The organism is Streptomyces sp. NPDC096048, from assembly GCF_044763415.1.
In the GTDB taxonomy this organism is placed as follows: domain Bacteria; phylum Actinomycetota; class Actinomycetes; order Streptomycetales; family Streptomycetaceae; genus Streptomyces.
On the sequence record NZ_JBIWGG010000008.1, the window covers coordinates 355539 to 377597 of the forward strand.

20 protein-coding genes are annotated in these 22059 nt (G+C 71.6%); 15 read left to right on the forward strand and 5 right to left on the reverse strand.

Annotated elements, in window-relative coordinates; translation table 11 throughout:
* Positions 1 to 215: 215 nt before the first annotated feature.
* The 3 genes from ACIQ6R_RS23900 (at position 216) to ACIQ6R_RS23910 (ending at position 2803) form a co-directional block, all read left to right on the forward strand.
* The gene (locus tag ACIQ6R_RS23900) at positions 216 to 1811 is read left to right on the forward strand and encodes an alpha/beta hydrolase (protein WP_404223235.1); all 1596 of its coding nucleotides are present in this window, start codon (positions 216 to 218) and stop codon (positions 1809 to 1811) included.
* 69 nt (positions 1812 to 1880) lie between these two features.
* Positions 1881 to 2279 carry a RidA family protein gene (locus tag ACIQ6R_RS23905; RefSeq protein WP_404171477.1) on the forward strand — a complete coding sequence of 133 codons (399 nt, stop codon included), beginning with the start codon at positions 1881 to 1883 and terminating at the stop codon, positions 2277 to 2279.
* Between the two features lie 20 nt (positions 2280 to 2299).
* Positions 2300 to 2803 carry a GNAT family N-acetyltransferase gene (locus ACIQ6R_RS23910; protein WP_404223434.1) on the forward strand — a complete coding sequence of 168 codons (504 nt, stop codon included), beginning with the start codon at positions 2300 to 2302 and terminating at the stop codon, positions 2801 to 2803.
* Positions 2804 to 2807: 4 nt separating this feature from the next.
* Here ACIQ6R_RS23910 and ACIQ6R_RS23915 read toward each other — a convergent pair whose 3' ends face one another.
* Complete coding sequence (locus ACIQ6R_RS23915; protein WP_404171480.1) at positions 2808 to 3401, reverse strand: adenylosuccinate lyase; 594 nt, start codon at positions 3399 to 3401, stop codon at positions 2808 to 2810.
* 387 nt (positions 3402 to 3788) lie between these two features.
* Here ACIQ6R_RS23915 and ACIQ6R_RS23920 point away from each other — a divergent pair, with 387 nt between their 5' ends.
* The 9 genes from ACIQ6R_RS23920 to pssA all read left to right on the forward strand — a co-directional run bounded on the left by ACIQ6R_RS23920 (position 3789) and on the right by pssA (position 14692).
* Entirely contained in the window at positions 3789 to 5594 is a 1806-nt protein-coding gene (locus ACIQ6R_RS23920; protein WP_404223237.1) for a 3-hydroxyacyl-CoA dehydrogenase family protein, read from the forward strand.
* Between the two features lie 139 nt (positions 5595 to 5733).
* A complete protein-coding gene (locus ACIQ6R_RS23925) occupies positions 5734 to 6549 on the forward strand; it encodes a TetR family transcriptional regulator (RefSeq protein WP_375905260.1) in 816 nt (271 codons plus the stop codon).
* Between the two features lie 396 nt (positions 6550 to 6945).
* A complete protein-coding gene (ccrA, locus tag ACIQ6R_RS23930) occupies positions 6946 to 8283 on the forward strand; it encodes a crotonyl-CoA carboxylase/reductase (protein WP_404172249.1) in 1338 nt (445 codons plus the stop codon).
* Between the two features lie 18 nt (positions 8284 to 8301).
* Complete coding sequence (locus ACIQ6R_RS23935) at positions 8302 to 10329, forward strand: protein meaA (RefSeq protein WP_404223239.1); 2028 nt, start codon at positions 8302 to 8304, stop codon at positions 10327 to 10329.
* Positions 10326 to 11300, forward strand: a complete 975-nt coding sequence (locus tag ACIQ6R_RS23940; RefSeq protein ID WP_121750015.1) for a CoA ester lyase — start codon at positions 10326 to 10328, stop codon at positions 11298 to 11300. Before ACIQ6R_RS23935 ends, ACIQ6R_RS23940 begins: the two co-directional genes overlap by 4 nt.
* Positions 11301 to 11305: 5 nt before the next feature.
* Positions 11306 to 11818 carry a MaoC family dehydratase gene (locus ACIQ6R_RS23945; protein WP_337305629.1) on the forward strand — a complete coding sequence of 171 codons (513 nt, stop codon included), beginning with the start codon at positions 11306 to 11308 and terminating at the stop codon, positions 11816 to 11818.
* Entirely contained in the window at positions 11819 to 13024 is a 1206-nt protein-coding gene (locus ACIQ6R_RS23950; RefSeq protein WP_404171493.1) for an acyl-CoA dehydrogenase family protein, read from the forward strand. It abuts the gene before it with no gap.
* A gap of 170 nt (positions 13025 to 13194) precedes the next feature.
* On the forward strand, positions 13195 to 13851 hold the full coding sequence (locus ACIQ6R_RS23955; protein WP_404171496.1) for a phosphatidylserine decarboxylase: 657 nt from the start codon (positions 13195 to 13197) through the stop codon (positions 13849 to 13851).
* Between the two features lie 22 nt (positions 13852 to 13873).
* Positions 13874 to 14692, forward strand: coding sequence for a CDP-diacylglycerol--serine O-phosphatidyltransferase (gene pssA / locus ACIQ6R_RS23960; RefSeq protein ID WP_375905305.1), 819 nt, complete (start codon positions 13874 to 13876; stop codon positions 14690 to 14692).
* 267 nt (positions 14693 to 14959) lie between these two features.
* Here the strand turns inward: pssA and ACIQ6R_RS23965 are convergent, their stop codons facing one another.
* Positions 14960 to 16102 carry a glycerate kinase gene (locus ACIQ6R_RS23965; protein ID WP_404223437.1) on the reverse strand — a complete coding sequence of 381 codons (1143 nt, stop codon included), beginning with the start codon at positions 16100 to 16102 and terminating at the stop codon, positions 14960 to 14962.
* Positions 16103 to 16261: 159 nt separating this feature from the next.
* Between ACIQ6R_RS23965 and ACIQ6R_RS23970 the strand changes: the two genes are divergently transcribed.
* From ACIQ6R_RS23970 to ACIQ6R_RS23980, 3 genes are read left to right on the forward strand one after another with little or no spacing between them, the layout of a single operon-like run.
* On the forward strand, positions 16262 to 16756 hold the full coding sequence (locus ACIQ6R_RS23970) for an NUDIX domain-containing protein (RefSeq protein WP_404223241.1): 495 nt from the start codon (positions 16262 to 16264) through the stop codon (positions 16754 to 16756).
* A gap of 40 nt (positions 16757 to 16796) precedes the next feature.
* The gene (locus tag ACIQ6R_RS23975) at positions 16797 to 17543 is read left to right on the forward strand and encodes an SIR2 family NAD-dependent protein deacylase (protein WP_404223243.1); all 747 of its coding nucleotides are present in this window, start codon (positions 16797 to 16799) and stop codon (positions 17541 to 17543) included.
* 8 nt (positions 17544 to 17551) lie between these two features.
* On the forward strand, positions 17552 to 17884 hold the full coding sequence (locus ACIQ6R_RS23980; RefSeq protein ID WP_404172258.1) for a glyoxalase superfamily protein: 333 nt from the start codon (positions 17552 to 17554) through the stop codon (positions 17882 to 17884).
* Between the two features lie 148 nt (positions 17885 to 18032).
* Here the strand turns inward: ACIQ6R_RS23980 and ACIQ6R_RS23985 are convergent, their stop codons facing one another.
* The 3 genes from ACIQ6R_RS23985 to ACIQ6R_RS23995 all read right to left on the reverse strand — a co-directional run bounded on the left by ACIQ6R_RS23985 (position 18033) and on the right by ACIQ6R_RS23995 (position 22045).
* Entirely contained in the window at positions 18033 to 18515 is a 483-nt protein-coding gene (locus ACIQ6R_RS23985) for a methylated-DNA--[protein]-cysteine S-methyltransferase (protein ID WP_404172261.1), read from the reverse strand.
* A gap of 19 nt (positions 18516 to 18534) precedes the next feature.
* A complete protein-coding gene (locus ACIQ6R_RS23990; RefSeq protein ID WP_404223245.1) occupies positions 18535 to 20019 on the reverse strand; it encodes an AlkA N-terminal domain-containing protein in 1485 nt (494 codons plus the stop codon).
* Between the two features lie 115 nt (positions 20020 to 20134).
* Positions 20135 to 22045: a heavy metal translocating P-type ATPase gene (locus ACIQ6R_RS23995; protein ID WP_404223247.1), complete on the reverse strand. Its 1911-nt coding sequence runs from the start codon at positions 22043 to 22045 to the stop codon at positions 20135 to 20137.
* Positions 22046 to 22059: the final 14 nt, after the last annotated feature.

The window sequence follows — 22059 nt, forward strand, 5'->3', positions numbered from 1 at the left end:
TACCCGGTGTGCGCACCCGGCCCGCGCCGACGGCCGGGCCGATGACGGGCCACCGCATGGTTCAGGCCATCCATCGAGCCGTCCAGTCGAGGGCATCTGCCGACGCAATCGGGTCAAGTCCGGGCATATCGCATTCCTCCGAGGCCGTTCCCCGGAACGAAGCGGCGAGGACCGCGACCCGCGCGGACCGCAGCCTCTCCGTCCGGGAGGACGCCATGAGACAACGCGCAGCCGTGCTGTGCGGCGCCGCCGTCATCGCCGCCGGGACCGTCACGGCCGTCCCCGCCGAGGCGAGCGCACCGCACCCCGTGAGCGCGGCGCCTCCCACGAGCACCCTGCGGGCCGCGAAGCCGAGTTGGAAGAAGTGCGGCACGGCCGATTACCCGACGCTCCAGTGCGCGTCCCTCTCGGTGCCGCTCGACCACGCGCGTCCGGACGGGAAGCGGATCACGCTGGCACTGTCCCGCGTCCCGCACACCGCCGAGAAGTACCAGGGGCCGCTGCTCGTCAATCCCGGCGGCCCCGGTGGCAGCGGGCTGACGCTCGCCGGGTTCGTGGCGTCCTCGCTGCCCGCGGAGGTGGCCGCCCAGTACGACGTCATCGGCTTCGACCCGCGCGGCGTGGGGAAGAGCAAGCCCGCCCTGAACTGCCGTCCGGGCCACTTCGATCCGGTCCGCCCCGACTCCCTGCCCGCCACCCCGGCCGTCGAGAAGGCCGACCTCGCGCGCGCGAAGTCGTTCGCCGAGGCCTGCGGCGAGAAGTACTCGGACGTGCTGCCGTACATCGACACGGTCAGCGCCGCACGGGACGTGGACGCGATCCGCCGGGCGCTCGGCGCGGAGAGGATCAACTACTTCGGCTACTCGTACGGCACCTACCTGGGCGCCGTCTACGCCAAGCTTCACCCGGACCGGGTGCGGCGCCTGGTCCTGGACTCCGTCGTCGACCCGACCGACGTCTGGTACGACGCCAACCTCCATCAGGACCTCGCCTTCAACGACCGTCACCGGGCCTTCCTCGCGTGGATCGCCGAGCACGACGCGACGTACGGGCTGGGCACCGACCCCGAGCGGATCGAGGCCGCTTGGTACGCCATGCGGACGGCGCTGGGAAAGAGGCCCGCGGACGGGAAGGTCGGGGCCTCGGAGCTGGAGGACACCTTCATTCCCGGCGGCTACTACAACGGCTACTGGCCCTACCTGGCGGAGGCGTTCGCCGCGTACGCGAACGACGGGAACACCGACCCGCTCGTCGAGGCGTACGAGAACTTCGGGGCCGTGGACGCCTCCGGCGACAACGGCTACAGCGTCTACACCGCGGTGGAGTGCCGCGACGCCGGCTGGCCGCGCGACTGGGACGACTGGCGCGACGACAACTGGGACGTGTACGAGAAGGCTCCCTTCATGGCCTGGAACAACGCCTGGTACAACGCGCCGTGCGCGTTCTGGCCCACGGACTCGCGGGATCCTGTGGACGTCACCAACCACGAACTGCCGCCCGCGCTGCTGTTCCAGGCGACCGGCGACGCGGCCACCCCGTACGAGGGCGGCGTCACCGTGCACCGGCTGCTGCGCGGCTCCAGTCTTGTGGTCGAGGAGGGCGGCGGGAACCACGGCATCACACTGAGCGGGAACCGCTGCCTGGACCAGTACCTGGCCGCGTACCTGGCCGACGGCACCGTGCCACGCGGTGACGGCGGGACGGACGCGGTGTGCCCGGCGCTACCCACCCCGAAGCCGCTGGAGTCCAAGGCGGCGTCGACATCGTCACGCGGCTCGACGCTCCACGGGCTGCTCGGCTTCCGGGGCTAGGGTCTGCCGCTCGGATCGTGCCGGCGACTCGCCAGGGGCGTTGTCAGTGCCGTGGTCCACCATGGACGCATGAGTGAGCTGACCAGGATCCCCGCCCCCGACGGCGTCGCGCCCGCCGCCCAGTACACCCATGTCGTCCTCGGCACCGGACGGTTCGTGGCCGTCTCCGGTCAGCTCGCGCTGGACGAGGACGGCGAGCTGGTCGGCGAGGGCGACCCCGCGGCCCAGGCCCGCCAGGTCTTCGAGAACCTGCGCCGGTGCCTGTCGGCGGCCGGCGCCACCTTCGACGACGTGGTGAAGCTGACCTTCTTCGTCACGGACATGGCGCACATGTCCGCGATCCGCGCGGCCCGCGCCGAGCACATACCCGACGACCGGCTGCCGGCCGCGTCGGCGGTACAGGTCGCCGCCCTGGTCCGGCCGGGCTTCCTGATGGAGATCGAGGCGTTCGCGGTCGTGGCCCCGTGAGCGCACCGCTGGTGCGGGAGATGACGCTCGCCGACTGCGACCGCGTGTCCGCGATCCGCATCCGGAGGTGGCAGACGGCGTACCGGGGCCTCATGCCGCAGCCGTACCTGGACAGGCTCGACGTGAGCGCGGACGCCGAACGGCGCCGCGAGTTCTTCGCCCGCGCCCCGGACGACCTGGTGAACCTGGTCGCCGAGGACGACGGCGGCGAGGTCGTCGGCTGGGCCTGCCACGGACCGTACCGCGACGGCGAACAGCGCACCGCGGACGCCGAGTTGTACGCCCTCTATGTGGACGCCGGGCGATTGGGCACCGGCATCGGGCAGGCCCTGCTCCGGGAGTCGGTGCGCCGGTGCACGGCCGCCGGGCACGCGCGCATGCTCCTGTGGGTGGTCGAGGGCAACGCCCGCGCCCGGCGCTTCTACGAACGGGCGGGTTTCGGCGCCGACGGGGCCGAGGAGCCGTTCGAGGTGGACGGGGTCGCGGTGCCCGAGGTGAGGTATGCCAGGCGCCTCATCGGCTGACGGCTCACCGCTGCCCCGGGATCCGCGCCAGCGCCCGCACCGCCGCCTCCGCCAGGGCGGGGTGGGCCAGGGCGTCGTTCAGGACGGGAGCGGCACGGTCGTCGCCCAGCGCGCCCAGCCCGTCCACGCAGGCCAGCGCCACCCGCCGGTACGGGTCGTGCGGACGCAGCCGCCGCTCCAACGTGGTGATCAGGGCGGGCACGGCCTCCGGGGCGCGCAGTTCGACCAGGAGCCGCACCGGGTGCAGGGCGTAGGCGACCCGCAGTTCGTTGGTGGCGAGGGCGGCCGCGGCGCGGGCGGTGCGGGGGTCTCCGAGGCGGGCGAGGGCGTGGGCGGCGGAGGCGCAGCGCGGCGGGTCGCGGTGGTTCAGCAGCAGCACGAGGGACTCGAAGGCCCGCCGGTCCCCCGCCACGCCGAGCCGGAACGCGGCCAGTTCCCGGGCCCAGAGCGGGTGCCCGGGCTCGGTGAGCACCGCGGCCAGCTCGTCCAAATCCCCGGTCGCCACGAGCCGGTCGTACGCCGCCGAGGCCTCCGGTGTGCCCGACGCCGCCGACTCGGCCCGTAAGCGCTCCGTGAGCGTTCGCAACTCTTCGTCCATGACACCGAGGTTAGGGGCGTCACAGGGCGGGTGGGACGTACATCACGAACACCGGGGGCTGGCGTGCTCGTTACCCGCGAGTTAATCTCAGACGAGCGAGTTACCCACTCGCGGTACTCCTCACGGCGGTCTGGTGACGCGGCCACCGTGAGAGCAGAGAGCAGTCGGTTCGGTACGGGTATTCAGGTACCGCAGTACGACTCGGCCTCGGGACAGGGCCGGTCGGAGACCGCCGCCGCGCGGGCGTGTGCACGCCCTGAGCGACGGCACCGGGCGTGTGCGCCAGTCAGCCCGGCAACACCCGCACTCCATTCCTCACGCACCCGGTGCGCCGCCAAGGGCATCCGGGCGTGTTCCCGTCGTCACCCTCATTCCTGGAGTCCCGCGATGGCCACTCCCCTGTCCGACACCCCTCTGTCCCCGCTCCAGACCATCGCCGTCGTCGGCCTCGGCACCATGGGCACCGGCATCGCCGAGGTCCTGGCCAGGGCCGGCCGCGACGTCGTCGGCATCGACGTCAGCGAGGCGCAGGCCGCGACGGCCGTCGCCGCGCTGGAGTCCTCCACCGCCCGCGCCGTCGAGCGCGGGCGCCTCACCGAGCAGGAGCGCGCCGACGCCCTCGCCCGCGTCCGCACCTCCACCGACCTGCGGACGGCGGCCGACGCCGACCTGGTGATCGAGGTGACCCCCGAGTCGTACGAGATCAAGCAGCAGGTCTTCCGGGAACTGGACGGGATCGTGCGCCCCGAGACGATTCTGGCGACCGGCACCAACGCCCTGTCGGTCACGCGGCTGGCCGCCGAATCGTCCCGCCCGGAGCGGGTGCTCGGCCTGCACTTCTTCAACCCGGCCCCGGCGATGAGGCTGGTGGAGGTCGTCTCCTCCGTGCTGACCGCGCCGGGCGCCGTCACGGCCGTCACCGACCTCGCGCTCGACCTGGGCAAGGAGCCCGTCGCGGTCGGCGACCGGCCCGGGTTCGTCGCCGACGGCCTGCTGTTCGGCTACCTCAACCAGGCCGCCGCGATGTACGAGGCGAACTACGCCTCCCGCGAGGACATCGACGCCGCGATGCGGCTCGGCTGCGGCCTGCCGATGGGCCCGCTGACCCTGTTGGACCTGATCGGCGTGGACACCGCGCGCACGGTCCTGGAGGCCATGTACGCCGCCTCCCACGACCGTCTGCACGCTCCCGCCCCGATCCTCAGGCAGCTCAGCGAGGCGGGCCTGACGGGCCGCAAGGCCGGGCGCGGCTTCTACACCTACGAGGCGCCGGGCAGCGCGGTCGTCGTGCCGGACGCGCTGACCCCGAGCACCGGCGCCGGCCCGGTGGCCGGCCGTGCCGTGCGCGCGGTGGGCGTCGCCGGGTCGGGCACCATGGCCTCCGGCATCGCGGAGGTGTTCGCCAAGGCCGGGTACGAGGTCGTCCTCGCCGCCCGCAGCGCGGAGAAGGCGCAGACGGCCAAGGCCCGGATCGGCAAGTCCCTGGCGCGCGGCGTCGACAAGGGCAGGATGACCGCCGAGGCCGCCGCGCGGGCGCTGGAGCGGATCACGCCGACGGGTACGTACGACGACTTCGCCGACGTCGATCTGGCCGTGGAGGCGGTCGCCGAGGACCTGGAGGTCAAGCGGCAGCTGTTCGCCACGCTGGACAAGGTCTGCAAGCCCGGCGCGGTGCTGGCCACCACCACCTCCTCCCTGCCCGTCGTCGCCTGCGCCCGCGCCACCTCGCGCCCGCAGGACGTGATCGGCATGCACTTCTTCAACCCCGCGCCGGCCATGAAGCTGGTCGAGGTGGTGCGTACGGTGCTGACGGCGGACGACGTGCACGCCACCGTCCGGGAGGTCTGCGCCAAGGTCGGGAAGCACGCGGTGGACTGCGGCGACCGGGCCGGGTTCATCGTGAACGCCCTGCTGTTCCCGTACCTCAACAACGCCGTGAAGATGGTGCAGGAGCACTACGCGACGCTCGACGACATCGACGCGGCGATGAAACTGGGCGGCGGCTACCCGATGGGGCCCTTCGAGCTGCTGGACGTGGTCGGTCTCGACGTCTCGCTCGCCATCGAGAAGGTCCTGCACCGCGAGTTCCGCGACCCGGGCCTGGCCCCGGCGCCGCTTCTGGAACACCTGGTCGCCGCGGGCTGCCTCGGCCGCAAGACGGGCCGCGGCTTCCGCGAATATGCCCGCCGCTGAGTCCGGTCCCGGCGACTGGTTCCGGTCCGAGGAGGACTGGGGCGGACTGCTCGATCCCGCCGGGTCTCCCCCGCCCTCCACGGGCGGGGGGATCCCCGGTCACGCGCATGATTGCGCGCACATGCAGTACGTTCGGGTCATGTCCCAGCCCGCCAAGTCCTCACGTACACCAGCTACGCCCGACGCGCCGGAGAGCGCGGCCGGCGGCCGAGCCGCCGCCCAGCGGCTCAAAATGCGCCGGGAGCTGGCGGCAGCCGCGATGGAGCTGTTCGCGACCAAGGGGTACGAGGCGACCACCGTCGACGAGATCGCGGCCCGCGCCGGGGTCGCCCGCCGGACCTTCTTCCGGCACTTCCGCTCCAAGGAAGAGGCGATCTTCCCGGACCACGACGACACCCTGGTGCGCGCCGAGGCGGTGCTCAACGCGGCGCCCGCGCACGAGCATCCGCTCGACACCGTGTGCCGGGGCATCAAGGAAGTCATGAAGATGTACGCGGCCCGGCCGGAGATCTCGGTCGCCCGCTACAAGCTGACGCGCGAGGTGCCCACCCTGCGGGAGGCGGAGATCGCGTCGGTGGCTCGCTACGAGCGCCTCTTCACCCGCTACCTGCTCGGCCACTTCGACGAGCACGCGCACGACGACGACGCCAACGACGACCCGCTGCTGGCGGAGGTCGCCGCGTCCGCCGTGGTCACCGCCCACAACCACGTGCTGCGGCGCTGGCTGCGGGCGGGCGGGCAGGGGGACGTGGAGACCCAGCTCGACCACGCCTTCGCGATCGTACGAAAGACGTTCGGCACGGGCATCGGTGCCGGGCGCGACACGGCGTCCGCCGCGCGGACCGGCGCTTCCTCGGCCTCCGTGCAGGGCGAGGTGCTGGTGACGGTCGCGCGTACCGACGCGCCGCTGCACGAGGTCATGCGCACCATCGAGAAGGCACTCAAGGAGCGCTGACCCACCCCGTCCCGCACCCTCCGGTCTGTGACGACGGCCACCCTCCGGGTGGCCGTTTTCGCATGTCAATGCCCCTTTTCGCAGCGCTCGCGGCCCCCGTTCGATCGATCATCGCTCATCTGTCGGGTAAAGATTTCATCTGAGAACATTTTCTGGCACTCAGTGCCTTGCGGGGTGACACGCGGTGTCATACGTTGAAGGTGTCCGGGCTGTCCCCGCAAGCGATCGCCTGCGTGCCCGGCGCCTGCGTCACAGGCAACCTCCCGCGCCACAAAGCGCTGCCGAACAGCACCACCGCCGAACCGACGGCACCCCTCACCCGACCCTCAGCAGCACCGACGTAACCCTCAGCGCCCCTCCCTCAGGGCGCTCGACGCCGGAGGCAACACCGTGACCATGAAGGACATCCTGGCCGCGATCCAGTCGACCGACTCCACGCCGGCCGACATCGCCGCCCTGCCGCTCCCCGAGTCGTACCGCGCGATCACCGTGCACAAGGACGAGACCGAGATGTTCGCGGGCCTCGAGACCCGCGACAAGGACCCGCGCAAGTCGATCCACCTGGACGAGGTGCCGCTGCCCGAGCTGGGCCCCGGCGAGGCCCTGGTCGCCGTCATGGCCTCCTCGGTCAACTACAACTCGGTGTGGACCTCGATCTTCGAGCCGATGTCGACGTTCGGCTTCCTGGAGCGCTACGGCAGGGTCAGCGAGCTCACCAAGCGCCACGACCTGCCGTACCACATCATCGGTTCCGACCTGGCCGGCGTCGTCCTGCGCACCGGCCCGGGCGTCAACGCCTGGCAGGCCGGCGACGAGGTCGTCGCGCACTGCCTCTCCGTCGAGCTGGAGTCCTCCGACGGCCACAACGACACGATGCTCGACCCCGAGCAGCGCATCTGGGGCTTCGAGACCAACTTCGGCGGCCTGGCGGAGATCGCCCTCGTCAAGTCCAACCAGCTGATGCCCAAGCCGGGCCACCTCAGCTGGGAGGAGGCCGCCGCCCCGGGCCTGGTCAACTCCACCGCGTACCGCCAGCTGGTCTCCCGCAACGGCGCCGGCATGAAGCAGGGCGACAACGTGCTGATCTGGGGCGCGAGCGGCGGCCTCGGCTCGTACGCCACGCAGTTCGCGCTGGCCGGCGGCGCCAACCCGATCTGTGTCGTCTCCAGCGAGCAGAAGGCGGACATCTGCCGCTCGATGGGCGCCGAGGCGATCATCGACCGCAGCGCCGAGGGCTACAGGTTCTGGAAGGACGAGCGGACCCAGGACCCGAAGGAGTGGAAGCGTTTCGGCAAGCGCATCCGCGAGTTCACGGGCGGCGAGGACATCGACATCGTCTTCGAGCACCCCGGCCGCGAGACCTTCGGCGCGAGCGTCTACGTCACCCGCAAGGGCGGCACCATCACCACCTGCGCCTCGACCTCGGGCTACATGCACGAGTACGACAACCGCTACCTGTGGATGTCCCTGAAGCGCATCATCGGCTCCCACTTCGCCAACTACCGCGAGGCCTGGGAGGCCAACCGCCTCATCGCCAAGGGCAAGATCCACCCGACCCTCTCCAAGGTGTACGCCCTGGAGGACACCGGCCAGGCCGCCCACGACGTCCACCGCAACGCCCACCAGGGCAAGGTCGGCGTCCTGTGCCTGGCACCCGAGGAGGGCCTGGGCGTGCGCGACGAGGAGACGCGCGCCAAGCACGTCGACGCCATCAACCGCTTCCGGAACATCTGAGGGCGGCGGAGGCCACACATGACTGAGCGTCAGAAGGACCGGCCGTGGCTCATGCGCACCTACGCCGGCCACTCCACGGCCGAGGCGTCCAACGAGCTGTACCGGCGCAACCTCGCCAAGGGCCAGACGGGTCTGTCGGTCGCGTTCGACCTGCCGACCCAGACCGGCTACGACTCCGACCACGTCCTCGCCCGCGGCGAGGTGGGCCGGGTCGGGGTGCCGGTCGCGCACCTGGGTGACATGCGCCGGCTGTTCCAGGACATCCCCCTGGAGCAGATGAACACCTCGATGACCATCAACGCCACGGCCATGTGGCTGCTGGCGCTCTACCAGGTCGTCGCCGAGGAGCAGGGCGCGGACGTCACCAAGCTCCAGGGCACGACCCAGAACGACATCGTCAAGGAGTACCTGTCCCGGGGGACGCACGTCTTCCCGCCGGGCCCGTCCCTCCGCCTGACCACGGACATGATCGCGTACACGGTCTCCCACCTCCCGAAGTGGAACCCGATCAATATCTGCAGCTACCACCTGCAGGAGGCGGGCGCCACGCCGGTCCAGGAGATCGCGTACGCGATGTCCACCGCGATCGCCGTGCTGGACGCCGTGCGCGACGGCGGCCAGGTGCCCGAGGAGCGCATGGGCGATGTCGTCGGCCGCATCTCCTTCTTCGTGAACGCGGGCGTCCGCTTCGTCGAGGAGATGTGCAAGATGCGCGCCTTCGGCCGCATCTGGGACCGCGTCACCCGCGAGCGGTACGGCATCGAGGACCCCAAGCACCGCCGCTTCCGCTACGGCGTCCAGGTCAACTCCCTGGGGCTGACGGAGGCCCAGCCCGAGAACAACGTCCAGCGGATCGTGCTGGAGATGCTGGCCGTCACCCTCTCCAAGGACGCACGCGCACGTGCCGTGCAGCTGCCGGCCTGGAACGAGGCGCTGGGCCTGCCCCGGCCCTGGGACCAGCAGTGGTCGCTGCGCATCCAGCAGGTTCTGGCGTACGAGAGCGACCTGCTGGAGTACGGCGACCTCTTCGAGGGCTCGAAGGTGGTCGAGGCGAAGGTGGACGAGCTGGTCGAGGAGTCGCTCGCCGAGATCGAGCGCATCCAGGAGATGGGCGGCGCGATGGCGGCCGTCGAGTCCGGCTACCTCAAGTCGCAGCTGGTCGCCTCGCACGCCGAGCGCCGGGCCCGGATCGAGTCGGGCCAGGAGAAGATCATCGGTGTCAACGCCTTCGAGGGCACCGAGCCGAACCCGCTGACCGCCGACCTGGACACCGCGATCCAGACGGTCGACCCGGCGGTGGAGGCCCGCGTCATCGCCTCGCTCCAGAACTGGCGCGACACCCGCTACCAGCCGCCCTTCAACCACCCGCGCCCCTGCAAGGCGCTGGAGAGGCTGAAGGAGGCCGCCAAGGGCACCGACAACCTCATGGAGGCCACCCTGGAGTGCGCCCGCGCCGGAGTCACGACCGGGGAGTGGGCCGGGGCGCTGCGCGAGGTGTTCGGTGAGTTCCGGGCGCCGACCGGTGTCTCGTCGGCCCCGGTCGCGATCCCCGCCGAGGAGGGCTCGGCGCTGTCCCAGGTGCGCCGCAAGGTGGACCTGACCGCCAAGGACCTGGGCGTCGGCAAGCTGCGCTTCCTGGTCGGCAAGCCCGGCCTGGACGGCCATTCCAACGGCGCGGAGCAGATCGCCGTGCGGGCCCGCGACGCCGGGTTCGAGGTGGTCTACCAGGGCATCCGGCTCACCCCGGAGCAGATCGTGGACGCCGCCCTGGCCGAGGACGTGCACGCGGTGGGCCTGTCCATCCTCTCCGGCTCGCACGCCCAGCTGGTGCCGGACGTACTGGAACGGCTGCATGTGGCCGGTGCCACAGATATTCCGGTGATCGCCGGTGGCATCATCCCGAACGGTGACGCCGAACAGCTGCGGGCCGCGGGAGTGGCCGCGGTCTTCACACCGAAGGACTTCGACATCACCGGAATCATCGGCCGCATCGTCGACGAGATCCGCACCGCGAACAAGCTCGACCCCCTGGAGGTCCCCGTATGACCAGCCCCGCTCCCCAGGTCAACCGCCTGCGCCCCCGGCGTTCCTGTCTGGCGGTGCCCGGAAGCAACCCCCGCTTCCTGGAGAAGGCCCAGGGTCTCCCGGCCGACCAGGTCTTCCTCGACCTGGAGGACGCCTGCGCGCCGCTCGCCAAGCCGGAGGCGCGGCACACCATCGTCAAGTTCCTCAACGAGGGCGACTGGACCGGCAAGACCCGCGTCGTGCGCGTCAACGACTGGACGACCGAGTGGACGTACCGGGACGTGGTGACGGTGGTCGAGGGCGCCGGCCCGAACCTCGACTGCATCATGCTGCCGAAGGTCCAGGACGCCCAGCAGGTCGTCGCGCTCGACCTCCTCCTCACCCAGATCGAGAAGACGATGGGCTTCGAGGTCGGCCGCATCGGCATCGAGGCGCAGATCGAGAACGCGCAGGGCCTGAACAACGTCAACGAGATCGCACAGGCCTCACCGCGCGTGGAGACCATCATCTTCGGCCCGGCCGACTTCATGGCGTCCATCAACATGAAGTCGCTGGTCGTGGGCGAGCAGCCGCCCGGCTACCCGGCGGACGCCTACCACTACATCCTGATGAAGATCCTGATGGCCGCCCGCGCCAACAACCTCCAGGCGATCGACGGCCCCTACCTCCAGATCCGCAACGTCGACGGCTACCGCGAGGTCGCGCAGCGCGCCGCCGCGCTCGGCTTCGACGGCAAGTGGGTGCTGCACCCGGGTCAGGTCGAGGCGTCGAACGAGATCTTCTCGCCGTCCCAGGAGGACTACGACCACGCCGAGCTGATCCTGGACGCGTACGAGTACTGCACGTCCGAGGCGGGCGGCAAGAAGGGCTCCGCGATGCTCGGCGACGAGATGATCGACGAGGCCAGCCGCAAGATGGCCCTGGTCGTCGCGGGCAAGGGACGCGCCGCCGGTATGCGGCGCACCAGCAAGTTCGAGATCCCGGAGGCGTGACGGTCATGCAGTTCGGACGCACCTACGAGGAGTTCGAGGTCGGGGCGACGTACAAGCACTGGCCGGGCAAGACGGTCACGGAGTACGACGACCACCTGTTCTGCCTCCTCACCATGAACCACCACCCGCTCCACATGGACACCAACTACGCCGAGAAGACGACGGACTTCGGCAAGAACGTGGTGGTCGGGAACTACATCTACTCCCTCCTGCTGGGCATGTCGGTGCCGGACATCTCGGGCAAGGCGATCGCCAACCTGGAGATCGAGTCGCTCAAGCACGTGGCACCGACCTTCCACGGCGACACCCTGTACGGCCAGACGACCGTGCTCGACAAGTGGCCGTCCAAGTCGAAGAACGACCGCGGCATCGTCCACGTCGAGACCAAGGGCTACAAGCAGGACGGCACGCTGGTCTGCGTCTTCCGCCGCAAGGTGATGGTGCCCACCGAGACGTACATCAAGGAGCGCGGCGGCGAGCAGCCCGGCCGGCCCGAGCTGAAGGAACAGGGGAAGTAGATGAGCCGCCTCGCCCAGACCCACGGCCTCACGGACGTCCAGCGGGAGATCCTCTCCACCGTCCGGGACTTCGTGGACAAGGAGATCATCCCGGTCGCCACCGAGCTGGAGCACCGGGACGAGTACCCGCAGGACATCGTCGACGGGCTCAAGGAACTGGGCCTGTTCGGCCTGATGATTCCCGAGGAGTACGGGGGCCTGGGCGAGTCGCTCCTGACGTACGCCCTGTGCGTGGAGGAGATCGCCCGCGGCTGGATGTCGGTCTCCGGCATCATCAACACGCACTTCATCGTGGCGTACATGCTCAAGCAGCACGGCACGCGGGAGCAGAAGGACCACTTCCTGCCCCGTATGGCCGCGGGCGACATCCGGGGCGCCTTCTCGATGTCGGAGCCGGCGCTGGGCTCGGACGTCTCGGCGATCTCCTCGAAGGCGGTGAAGGACGGCGACGAGTACGTCCTGAACGGCCAGAAGATGTGGCTGACGAACGGCGGTACGTCGTCTCTGGTGGCCGTTCTGGTGAAGAGTGACGAGGGTCACCCGGACGGTTCGGCGCCGCACAAGTCGATGACGACCTTCCTGGTGGAGAAGGAGCCCGGCTTCGGCGAGGTCCGCCCCGGGCTGACCATCCCCGGCAAGATCGACAAGATGGGCTACAAGGGTGTCGACACCACCGAGCTCATCATGGACGACCTGCGCGTTCCGGCCGATCGGGTGCTCGGCGGCACCACCGGCCGAGGTTTTTACCAAATGATGGACGGCGTGGAGGTCGGCCGCGTCAACGTCGCGGCCCGTGGCTGCGGCGTCGCCCAGCGTGCCTTCGAGCTGGGCGTCCGGTACGCCCAGCAGCGTCACACTTTCGGCAAGCAGATCGCCCAGCACCAGGCCATTCAGTTCAAGCTGGCGGAGATGGCTACCAAGGTGGAGGCGGCGCATGCGATGATGGTGAACGCTGCACGCAAAAAGGACTCGGGCGAACGAAACGACCTGGAAGCGGGTATGGCCAAGTACCTCGCCTCCGAGTACTGCAAAGAGGTCGTGGAGGACGCCTTCCGGATCCACGGCGGTTACGGCTTCTCCAAGGAGTACGAGATCGAGCGCCTCTACCGAGAGGCCCCGATGCTCCTGATCGGTGAAGGCACCGCCGAGATCCAGAAAATGATCATCGGCCGCCGACTGCTCGAAGAGTATCGATTCCAGGGTTAGATGTCCGGATACGGGGTGTTTTCTTGGAGAAGAAGGTCACACCCCGTAGGCAGTGTTCGGCCGCCGACTCGGCTTCCTGGCTTACCCAGTTGCGGCGGAGAGCCGCTACGATCGCCGGAAAGCCGCCGTCCCCCGTCAGTGTGCGGCATCATCCGCTACGAAGGTCATCCATGCCCCACAGCCAAACCTCTGCATCTCGCGACAGCCTGGCCGGCGTACGCCTCGCGCGCGGAGCATCGCCGTGGCTTCTGCCGACCGTCGCCACCGCAGCCGTCAGCCTCCTCCGTGCCCGCCGTTCCGGCGCCGCCAAGGCCGTCGCCGTCCCCGCCACCGCGCTCGCGGCGGGGATGCTGTGGTTCTTCCGCGACCCCGAGCGCGAGATCACCCAGGGCCGGGTCGTCTCGCCCGCCGACGGTGTGGTGCAGAGCATCATGCCGTGGAAGGACGGCCGTACCCGCGTCGCGATCTTCATGAGCCCGCTCAACGTCCACGTCAACCGTGCGCCCCTGTCGGGCACGGTGACGTCCGTCGAGCACGTTCCCGGTGGCTTCGTTCCCGCCTTCAACAAGGAGAGCGAGAACAACGAGCGGGTGGTGTGGCACTTCGACACCGAGCTCGGCGACATCGAGATGATCCAGATCGCCGGCGCGGTGGCCCGCCGCATCGTGCCCTACGTGCCGCAGGGCACGAAGGTCGAGCAGGGCGACCGGGTCGGGCTGATCCGCTTCGGCTCGCGCGTCGACCTGTACCTGCCGGAGGGCGTCGAGGTGGATGTCGAGGTGGGTCAGAAGACGGTGGCTGGGGTGACTCGAATTGACCGTGATTGATCCACAGACCCAGGCCGGGTGGGTGCCCGAGGCCGACGAGGTGGACGACGAGGAGGAGATGCCCCTCTCGCTCCGCCTGTCGATAGCGGACACGCTCACGCTCGGCAACGCCACGTGCGGCTTCATGGCGGTGTACTTCACCACCACCGGCATCCTGATCCCGCACCTCATGGGCAGCGACGAGTCGGGCATGGCCCGGCACAGCGCGGCCACCGCGGTCATCCTGATGCTGCTCGCGGCGATCTTCGACCTGTGCGACGGCCTGGTCGCGCGCAAGCTGCGCAGCTCGCCGATGGGCGCCGAGCTGGACAACCTCTCCGACCTGATCAGCTTCGGGCTGGCGCCGGCGTACTTCGTCCTCGTCTACGGCATGGTCGCGGACGACGCGTACCAGCGAGTGGCGGCGGTGGGCGCGATCGTGGTGCTGCTGGCGGTGGTGCTGCGGCTTGCGCGGTTCTCCTGCGTCACCGTCAAGGACGGCACCTTCCAGGGCATGCCGTCGCCGTTCGGGGCGCTGACGGTGGTGTCGATCGTGCTGCTGGAGCTGCCCTTCGTGGCGACGCTCCTGGCCATCCTCGGCACGGCGTGGCTCATGGTGAGCCGGGTCGAGTACCCGAAGCCGCGGGGGCGCCTCGCGGTGGCGATGCTCGCGTGGATCGTCCTGTCGATGGGACTGCTGGCCGGCTGGGCCTTCGACGCGCCGAGCGGACAGCTGCTGTTGCAGACGGGGTGTGCGCTGCAGCTGGTGATGGGCGCGGTGATTCCGCTGTTCGCCACCGCTCGCAGGGTGAACAACTTCAGGGACAACCGGCGGGAGGCGCGGGCGGCGCAACTGCCGTGACGGCGTCTTGAAGGGCCCCGGACCCGGGTTGGGTCCGGGGCCCTTGTGTTTGTACGCGTCCGGCGCCGGTGTGGGCCTTGCTGGGGGCTTTGCCCCCAGACCCCCGGCCTATGCCCACCCACCGCCCGACTCGGTGGGCTTCAAAGGTGCCGAAACAGCCCCCAGCCCGTCCGGCGTTTGAGGACGAGGCCGTTCAGGCCGAACGGGGGTCTGGGGGCGGAGCTCCCAGGGTCGGGTACGGGAAGGGGCGGCCGGGGCGGAACTCCCCTACGTCAGGAAGTCCCGCGCGATGCCCTCCGCCACCCGCTCCAGGATCGGCCCCGCGTCCGCGATGCACTTCGCCACGTCCGGCTCCACATCCGTCAGCGGATACGCCCGCCGGATCCCCGCACGCCCCAGCGCCTCCGCCGGCAGCGCCAGCCGTCCGCACACCGCGACGACCTCCTTGCCCGCGGCCCGCGCCGCCGCGGCGACACCGGCCGGGGCCTTCCCGTGCAGGGTCTGCTCGTCCAGCGAGCCCTCGCCCGTGATCACCAGGTCCGCCCGCTCCAGCGCCGGCGCGAAGCCGAGCACGTCCAGCATCACCTCGATGCCGGGCCGGAAGCGCGCCCCGAGGAGCATCGCGCCGAACCCGATGCCGCCCGCGGCGCCCGCGCCCGGCGAGGCGGCGTACTCGGCCGCCCTAGCGCCCACGGTCTCCGTCTCCTCCAGCACCTTCGCGAAGTGCGCGAGGGCCGCGTCCAGGGCCTCCACGTCCGCCGGGGAGGCCCCCTTCTGCGGTCCGTAGACCGCCGGGGCGCCCTTCGGGCCGGTCAGCGGATTGTCGACGTCGCTCGCGAGCACCAGCTCGACGGCGGAGAGCCGCGGGTCCAGTTCGGACAGGTCGGCCGAGGCCAGGCCGGCGAGGCCGCCCCCGCCCGGCGCGACCGGCTCCCCGTCTTCGCCCACGAACCGCGCGCCCAGCGCCGCCAGCATCCCGGCGCCGCCGTCGGTGGTCGCGCTGCCCCCGACTCCGAACACGATCGTCCGCGCCCCCGCGTCCAGCGCGGCGCGCAGCAGCTCGCCCGAGCCGTGCGTGGACGCGGTCAGCGGCGCGAGGCCGTCGGCGGGCAGCAGCTGCAGGCCACTGGCCTCGGCCATCTCCACCACCGCGGTGTCGCCGCGCAACGCGAACGCGGCCGTCACCCGGTCGCCGAGGGGTCCGGCGACCCGCACCTCCCGGCGCTCGAACCCGGCCGCGACCGCCGCGGCCACGGTGCCGTCGCCGCCGTCGGCCACGGGCAGCGCCTCGACGGCGAGGTCCGGCACGATGCGGCGCAGTCCGGCCGTCACCCGCTCGGCCACCTCGACGGCCGTCAGCGACCCCTTGAACTTGTCCGCGGCGACGAGCACCCGGCGGGTCCCGTCCACTGCAGCGTCAGCCACCTTGCTCTCCCCTTGCTCTTCGAGCCTTGCGCACGTCAAGGCAGTCGCGCCGCTGCGACCATAACCGGAGGACGGCCACGCCGTCATGCCCTGCCCGCTCCCTGGAACGGCTGGGGCGGGGGCGGGGCTCGTTACGCTTTCGGGATGACCACTCAGGACTACGCCACCTACATCGCCGGGCTCCCCCGCGTCCTCGCCGGTGCCGCCGCTCTCTTCCGCGACGCCGAGGGGCGGGTGCTGCTCGTCGAGCCCAGTTACCGCGAGGGGTGGACGCTGCCCGGCGGGACCATCGAGTCCGAGGACGGGGAGACCCCGCGGCAGGGCGCCCGGCGGGAGACTCTGGAGGAGATCGGGCTGGACGTCCGGCTGGGCCGGCTGCTGGCGGTGGACTGGGCGCGCGGTCCGGGCCGGCCGCCGATCGTGGCGTACCTGTACGACGGCGGGATCCTGACCGAGGACGACCTCAAGGTGATCCGGTTGCAGGAGGAGGAGCTGCTGTCCTGGCGGCTGGTGCCGCGCGAGGAGCTGGGCGATCACCTGCTCGACGCGCTGCGCGGCCGGGTGCTGGCCGCACTGGACGTGCTGGCGGACGGGTCCGGAGCGGCCGAGCTGGAGAACGGCCTCCGGGTCGACCGATAACCCTTCGCCGGGCGCACACCGGCGTCCTACCCTCGACCGCATGACCAGCAAGCCCCTTGTCGCCATCCTGAGCGGTGCCGGCGTCTCGACGGACTCCGGCATCCCCGACTACCGCGGGCCGAACGGGCTGTGGCGGCGCGATCCGGAGGCCGAGAAGCTCGTCACGTACGAGTACTACATGGGCGATCCGGAGATCCGGCGCCGCTCCTGGCGGATGCGGCGCGGGAACCAGGCGCTGCGGGCCCGGCCGAACGCGGCGCACCGGGCGGTGGCGGAGCTGGAGCGGTTCGGGGTGCCGGTCCGGGTGATCACGCAGAATGTCGACGGTCTGCACCAGCTCGCCGGGCTGCCCGCCCGCAAGGTCCTCGAACTGCACGGGACGGCGCGGAGCTACGTGTGCACCGGCTGCCACGCCCGGGGGCCGATGGAGGACGCGCTCGCCCGGGTCGAGGCCGGCGAGGACGACCCGCCGTGCCTGGAGTGCGGTGGCATCCTGAAATCGGCGACCGTGATGTTCGGCGAGCGGCTCGACCCCATGGTGCTCGGCGAGGCGGCCGCCATCAGCAAGGCGTGCCAGGTGTTCGTCGCCGTCGGTACCAGCCTCCAGGTGCAGCCCGCGGCCGGACTGGCCGGCGTCGCCGCCGACCACGGCGCCCGTCTGATCATCGTCAACGCCGAACCGACCCCGTACGACGACCTCGCCGACGAGGTCGTCCGGGAACCGATCGGGAACGCCCTGCCCGAGCTGCTGCGCGGGCTGAGCGCCGGAAGGGACGGCAGAGGATGACTGAGTCCGTGGACGAGGAGGTCATTCCGATCCTGCGCGTGGCCGACGCCGCCACGGCCGTGCGGTGGTACGCGCGGCTGGGCTTCGCCGAGCAGTGGGAGCACCGCTTCGAGCCGGGCCTCCCGGCGTTCGTGGAGGTCGCGCGCGGGCGGGTGCGGCTGTTCCTGTCGGAGCACACCGGGGACGCCCGGCCGGACACGCTGGTGTACCTGCGGGTGGCCGACGTCGACGTGGTCGCCGCCGAGTTCGGTGTGCGGGTCGAGGAGGCGCCCTGGGCACGCGAGGTCGAGCTGCGCGACCCGGACGGCAACCGCCTCCGGGTCGGCACACCGAGTGAGTGAGGTGCGTCGCGGCGGAGGACTTCGTCCGCGAGCCCGGTGAGGGGCCCTTCGACCTGGTCTTCGCGGTACGCGTCGCGCACGACGGCCGGCTTCTGCGGGAGATCCCCTTCTCCCCCGGGATTCGCGGTGTTCGCGGGGTTCGCGGTGGTTAGAAGAGTGCCGAGCCCCGTTCGAAGTCCAGCAGGCGCTGCTTGCGCTCCAGGCCGCCGCCGTAGCCGGTGAGTCCGCCGCTCGCGCCGATGACGCGGTGGCAGGGCACGATGATGCCGATCGGGTTGCGGCCGTTGGCGAGGCCGACGGCGCGGGAGGCGGCCGGGTTGCCGAGGGCGTCGGCGAGTTCCCCGTAGGTGCGGGTCTCGCCGTACGGGATCTCGCGCAGCTGGTCCCAGACCGTGCGTTGGAACGGGGTTCCGTTCAGGCGCAGGTCGAGGGTGAAGTCCTTCAGGTCTCCGGCGAAGTACGCCGTCAGCTGTTCCTCCGCCTCGGCGAACGGTCCGTCGTCGGCCGTTCCGAAGGTCTCCTCCGCCGGGCGGTGCCGCTGGTCGGTCATGTAGAGGCCGCACAGGACGCCGTCCTCGGCGACGAGGGTGAGCAGTCCGTACGGGCTGTCGACGACGGTGTGCTGTTTCAGGGTTCCCACGGCATTGTCCTCACACGGGCAGGAAGTTGATCGGGTGGTTGTCGGTGGCCCACAGGTACTGGACGGCGTACGCCCGCCAGGGCCGCCAGGCCGCCGCGCGGGCGGTGAGCGCCGCCGGTGTCGAGGGCAGTCCCAGTTCCCCGGCGGCCCGGCGGATGCCGAGGTCGGTGGGGAGGAAGGCGTCGGGGTCGCCGAGGGCCCGCATCGCGATGACGTCGGCGGTCCAGGGGCCGAAGCCGGGGAGGGCGAGGAGCCGGGCGCGGGTCTCGGCCCAGTCGCATTCGACGCCGAGGTTGAGCGAGCCGTCGGCCAGGTGGGCCACGAGGGTCGTGAAGGTCGTGCGGCGGGTGCGGGGCATCGCCAGGGTCTCGGGGTCCATCGCCGCCAGCGCCGTCGCCGACGGGAAGAGGTGGGTGAGGCCGCCCTCGGGGTCGTCGACCGCGTCACCGTGTGCCGTGACCAGACGGGCGGCGTGGGTGCGGGCGGCGGCGGTGGAGACCTGCTGGCCGAGCACGGCCCGTACGGCGAACTCCGCCTCGTCGACGGTACGCGGGACGCGCCTGCCGGGTGCCTTGTCGACCAGCGGCGCGAGCAGCGCGTCGGCGCGCAGCTGGTCGTCGATGGCCGCCGGGTCGGCGTCCAGGTCGAGCAGGCGCCGGCAGCGGCTGATGGCGACGGTCAGATCGCGCAGGTCGCTCAGGGTGAGGCGGCAGGCGATGTGGTCGGGGGTCGGGGTGAGGGCCACGATGCCGTGACCGTACGGGAGGCGCAGGGTGCGCCGGTACGCGCCGTCCCGCCACTCCTCCACGCCGGGTACGGCGGTGGCGGCGAGGTGGCCGAAGAGGTTGTCGGGGTTGAGCGGTACGCGGAACGGGAGGCGGAGGGAGAGGGCGCCGGGGGCGGTGCCGGCGAGGGGGCGTTTCGGGGCGCGGGCGCGCAGTTCGGTCGGGGCGAGCGCGTAGACCTCGCGGACCGTGTCGTTGAAGGTGCGGATGGAGGAGAAGCCGGCCGCGAAGGCGACCTCCGCCATCGGCAGCGGGGTCGTCTCGATGAGCAGCCGGGCGGTCTGGGCGCGCTGCGCGCGGGCGAGCGCCAGCGGACCGGCGCCCAGCTCGGCGAGGAGCTGGCGTTCGACCTGCCGGCTGCTGTAACCGAGCCGGGCGGCGAGACCGGGCACGCCCTCGCGGTCCACGACGCCGTCGGCGATCAGCCGCATGGCGCGGGCCGTGAGGTCGGCGCGCTGGTTCCACTCGGGCGAGCCGGGGCTGGTGTCCGGGCGGCAGCGTTTGCACGCCCGGAACCCGGCCTGCTGACAGGCCGCCGCGCTCGGGTGGAAGGTCATGTTCTCGGGCTTGGGCGGCACCACCGGGCAGCTGGGCCGGCAGTAGATGCGGGTCGTCAGGACGGCCGTGAAGAACCAGCCGTCGAAGCGCGCGTCCTTCGACTGGACGGCGCGCACGCAGCGCTCCGTGTCGGTGTGCATTCCCGTCTGCATGCGTCCAGGATGGTCCATCGGCCGGGCCGGGGCTGGCGGGAATCCGACATGGACGTCGCGCTTCCTGCGCTCCGCCGGATCGCCCTGGTCGGCCCGACCGCTCCGGTCGCCCCGGTCACCCGGCTCGCCATGCCGACTCGCGCAGCAGCCGCAGGCCGTTGAGGCCGACCAGCACGGTCGAGCCCTCGTGCCCGGCGACGCCGAGCGGCAGCGGAAGGTGCCCGATCAGGTCCCACAGGACGAGGACCGTGATGAACGTACCGGCGATGACCAGGTTCTGCAGCACCAGTCGGCGCGCGCGCCGGGACAGCCGTACGACGGCGGGTACGGCCGCCAGCTCGTCGCGCACCACGATCGCGTCGGCCGTCTCCAGGGCCAGGTCGGAGCCGGCGCGGCCCATGGCGACACCGGCGTGGGCGGCGGCGAGGGCGGGGGCGTCGTTGACGCCGTCGCCGACGAAGAGCACCTTGCGGCCGGCCCGCTCCAGTTCTCGTACGGCCTCGACCTTGCCCTCGGGCAGCAGGTCCGCGCGGACGTCGGTGATGCCGGTCGCGGTGGCCACACGGGCCGCGGCGGGCGCGTTGTCGCCGGTGAGGAGGGTGGGGGCGGTGCCGGTGAGGGCGGTGAGCGCGGCGGCGGCCGGGGCGGCGTCGGCGCGGAGGCGGTCGGTGAGGGCGAGGGTGCCGACAGGGGTGCCGTCGCGGGTGACCTGGACGGTGGTCTCGGCGCCCTCGGGCTGCTGGGCGCGGCCGACGTGCACCTGGTGGCCGTCGACGACCGCGGTGACGCCGAGCCCCGGAGCCGCGGTGAAGTCCTCCGCGGACGCGATGCGCGGGCCTCGCACGCGGGCGGCGGCCACGATCGCGCGGGCCAGCGGGTGCTCGCTGGGGTGCTCGGCCGCGGCGGCGAGGGCGAGGAGGGCGTCCTCGTCGAGCCCGGAGCCGGGCCGTGGCCGTACGGCGGTGACCTCGGGGGTGCCCTCGGTGAGGGTGCCGGTCTTGTCGAGGGCGGCGGCGTCGATCTCGCCGAGGCGTTCCATGGCGACCGCCGACTTCACCAGGACGCCGTGCCGGCCGGCGTTGGCGATGGCGGAGAGCAGGGGCGGCATGGTCGCGAGGACGACCGCGCAGGGGGACGCGACGATCATGAAGGTCATGGCGCGCAGCAGGGCGTCCGTGAGGTCGGCGCCGAAGGCGAGCGGGATGCCGAAGACCGCGAGGGTGGCGGCGACGATGCCGACCGCGTAGCGCTGCTCGATCTTCTCGATGAACAGCTGCGTCGGCGCCTTGGTGCGGGACGCCTCCTCGACGAGGGTGACGATGCGGGCGATGACCGAGTCGGCGGGGTCGCGGTCGACGCGGACGCGCAGGGAACCGGTGCCGTTGAGGGTGCCGGCGAAGACGTCGTCGCCGGGGCGCTTGAGGACGGGGACGGACTCGCCGGTGATGGTGGCCTGGTCGACCTCGCCGGCGCCGTCGACGACCGAGCCGTCGGCACCGATCCGCTCCCCCGGCCGGACCAGGAGCAGGTCACCGACGGCGAGGTCGGCGGTCGGGACGGTCTCCTCGCGGTCCCCGGTCACGCGGGTCGCGGTGGTGGGCGCGAGGTCGAGCAGGCCGCGCACGGAGTCGGCGGTGCGGGCGGTGGCCAGGGCCTCCAGGGCGCCGGAGGTGGCGAAGATGACGATCAGCAGGGCGCCGTCGAGGACCTGCCCGATGGACGCGGCGCCGAGTGCCGCGACGATCATCAGCAGGTCGACGTCCAGCGTCTTCCCGCGCAGCGCCCGCAAGCCCTCCAGCGCGGGCTCCCAGCCGCCGGCGGCGTAGGCGACCGCGTAGAGCGGGCCGTACGTCCAGGCGGGGGCGCCGCCGAGGTCGAGGGGGAGCGCCAGCAGGAACGCGACGAGGGACGCCAGCGCCCAGCGGGCCTCGGGCAGGGCGAGGACGCGGGTACGGCTGCGGGGCGCCCGGCGGACGGGCGCGGGGACCGGGGTGGGGGCAAGCGTGGTGGACACGCGGCACACCATACAGGAACAGATGA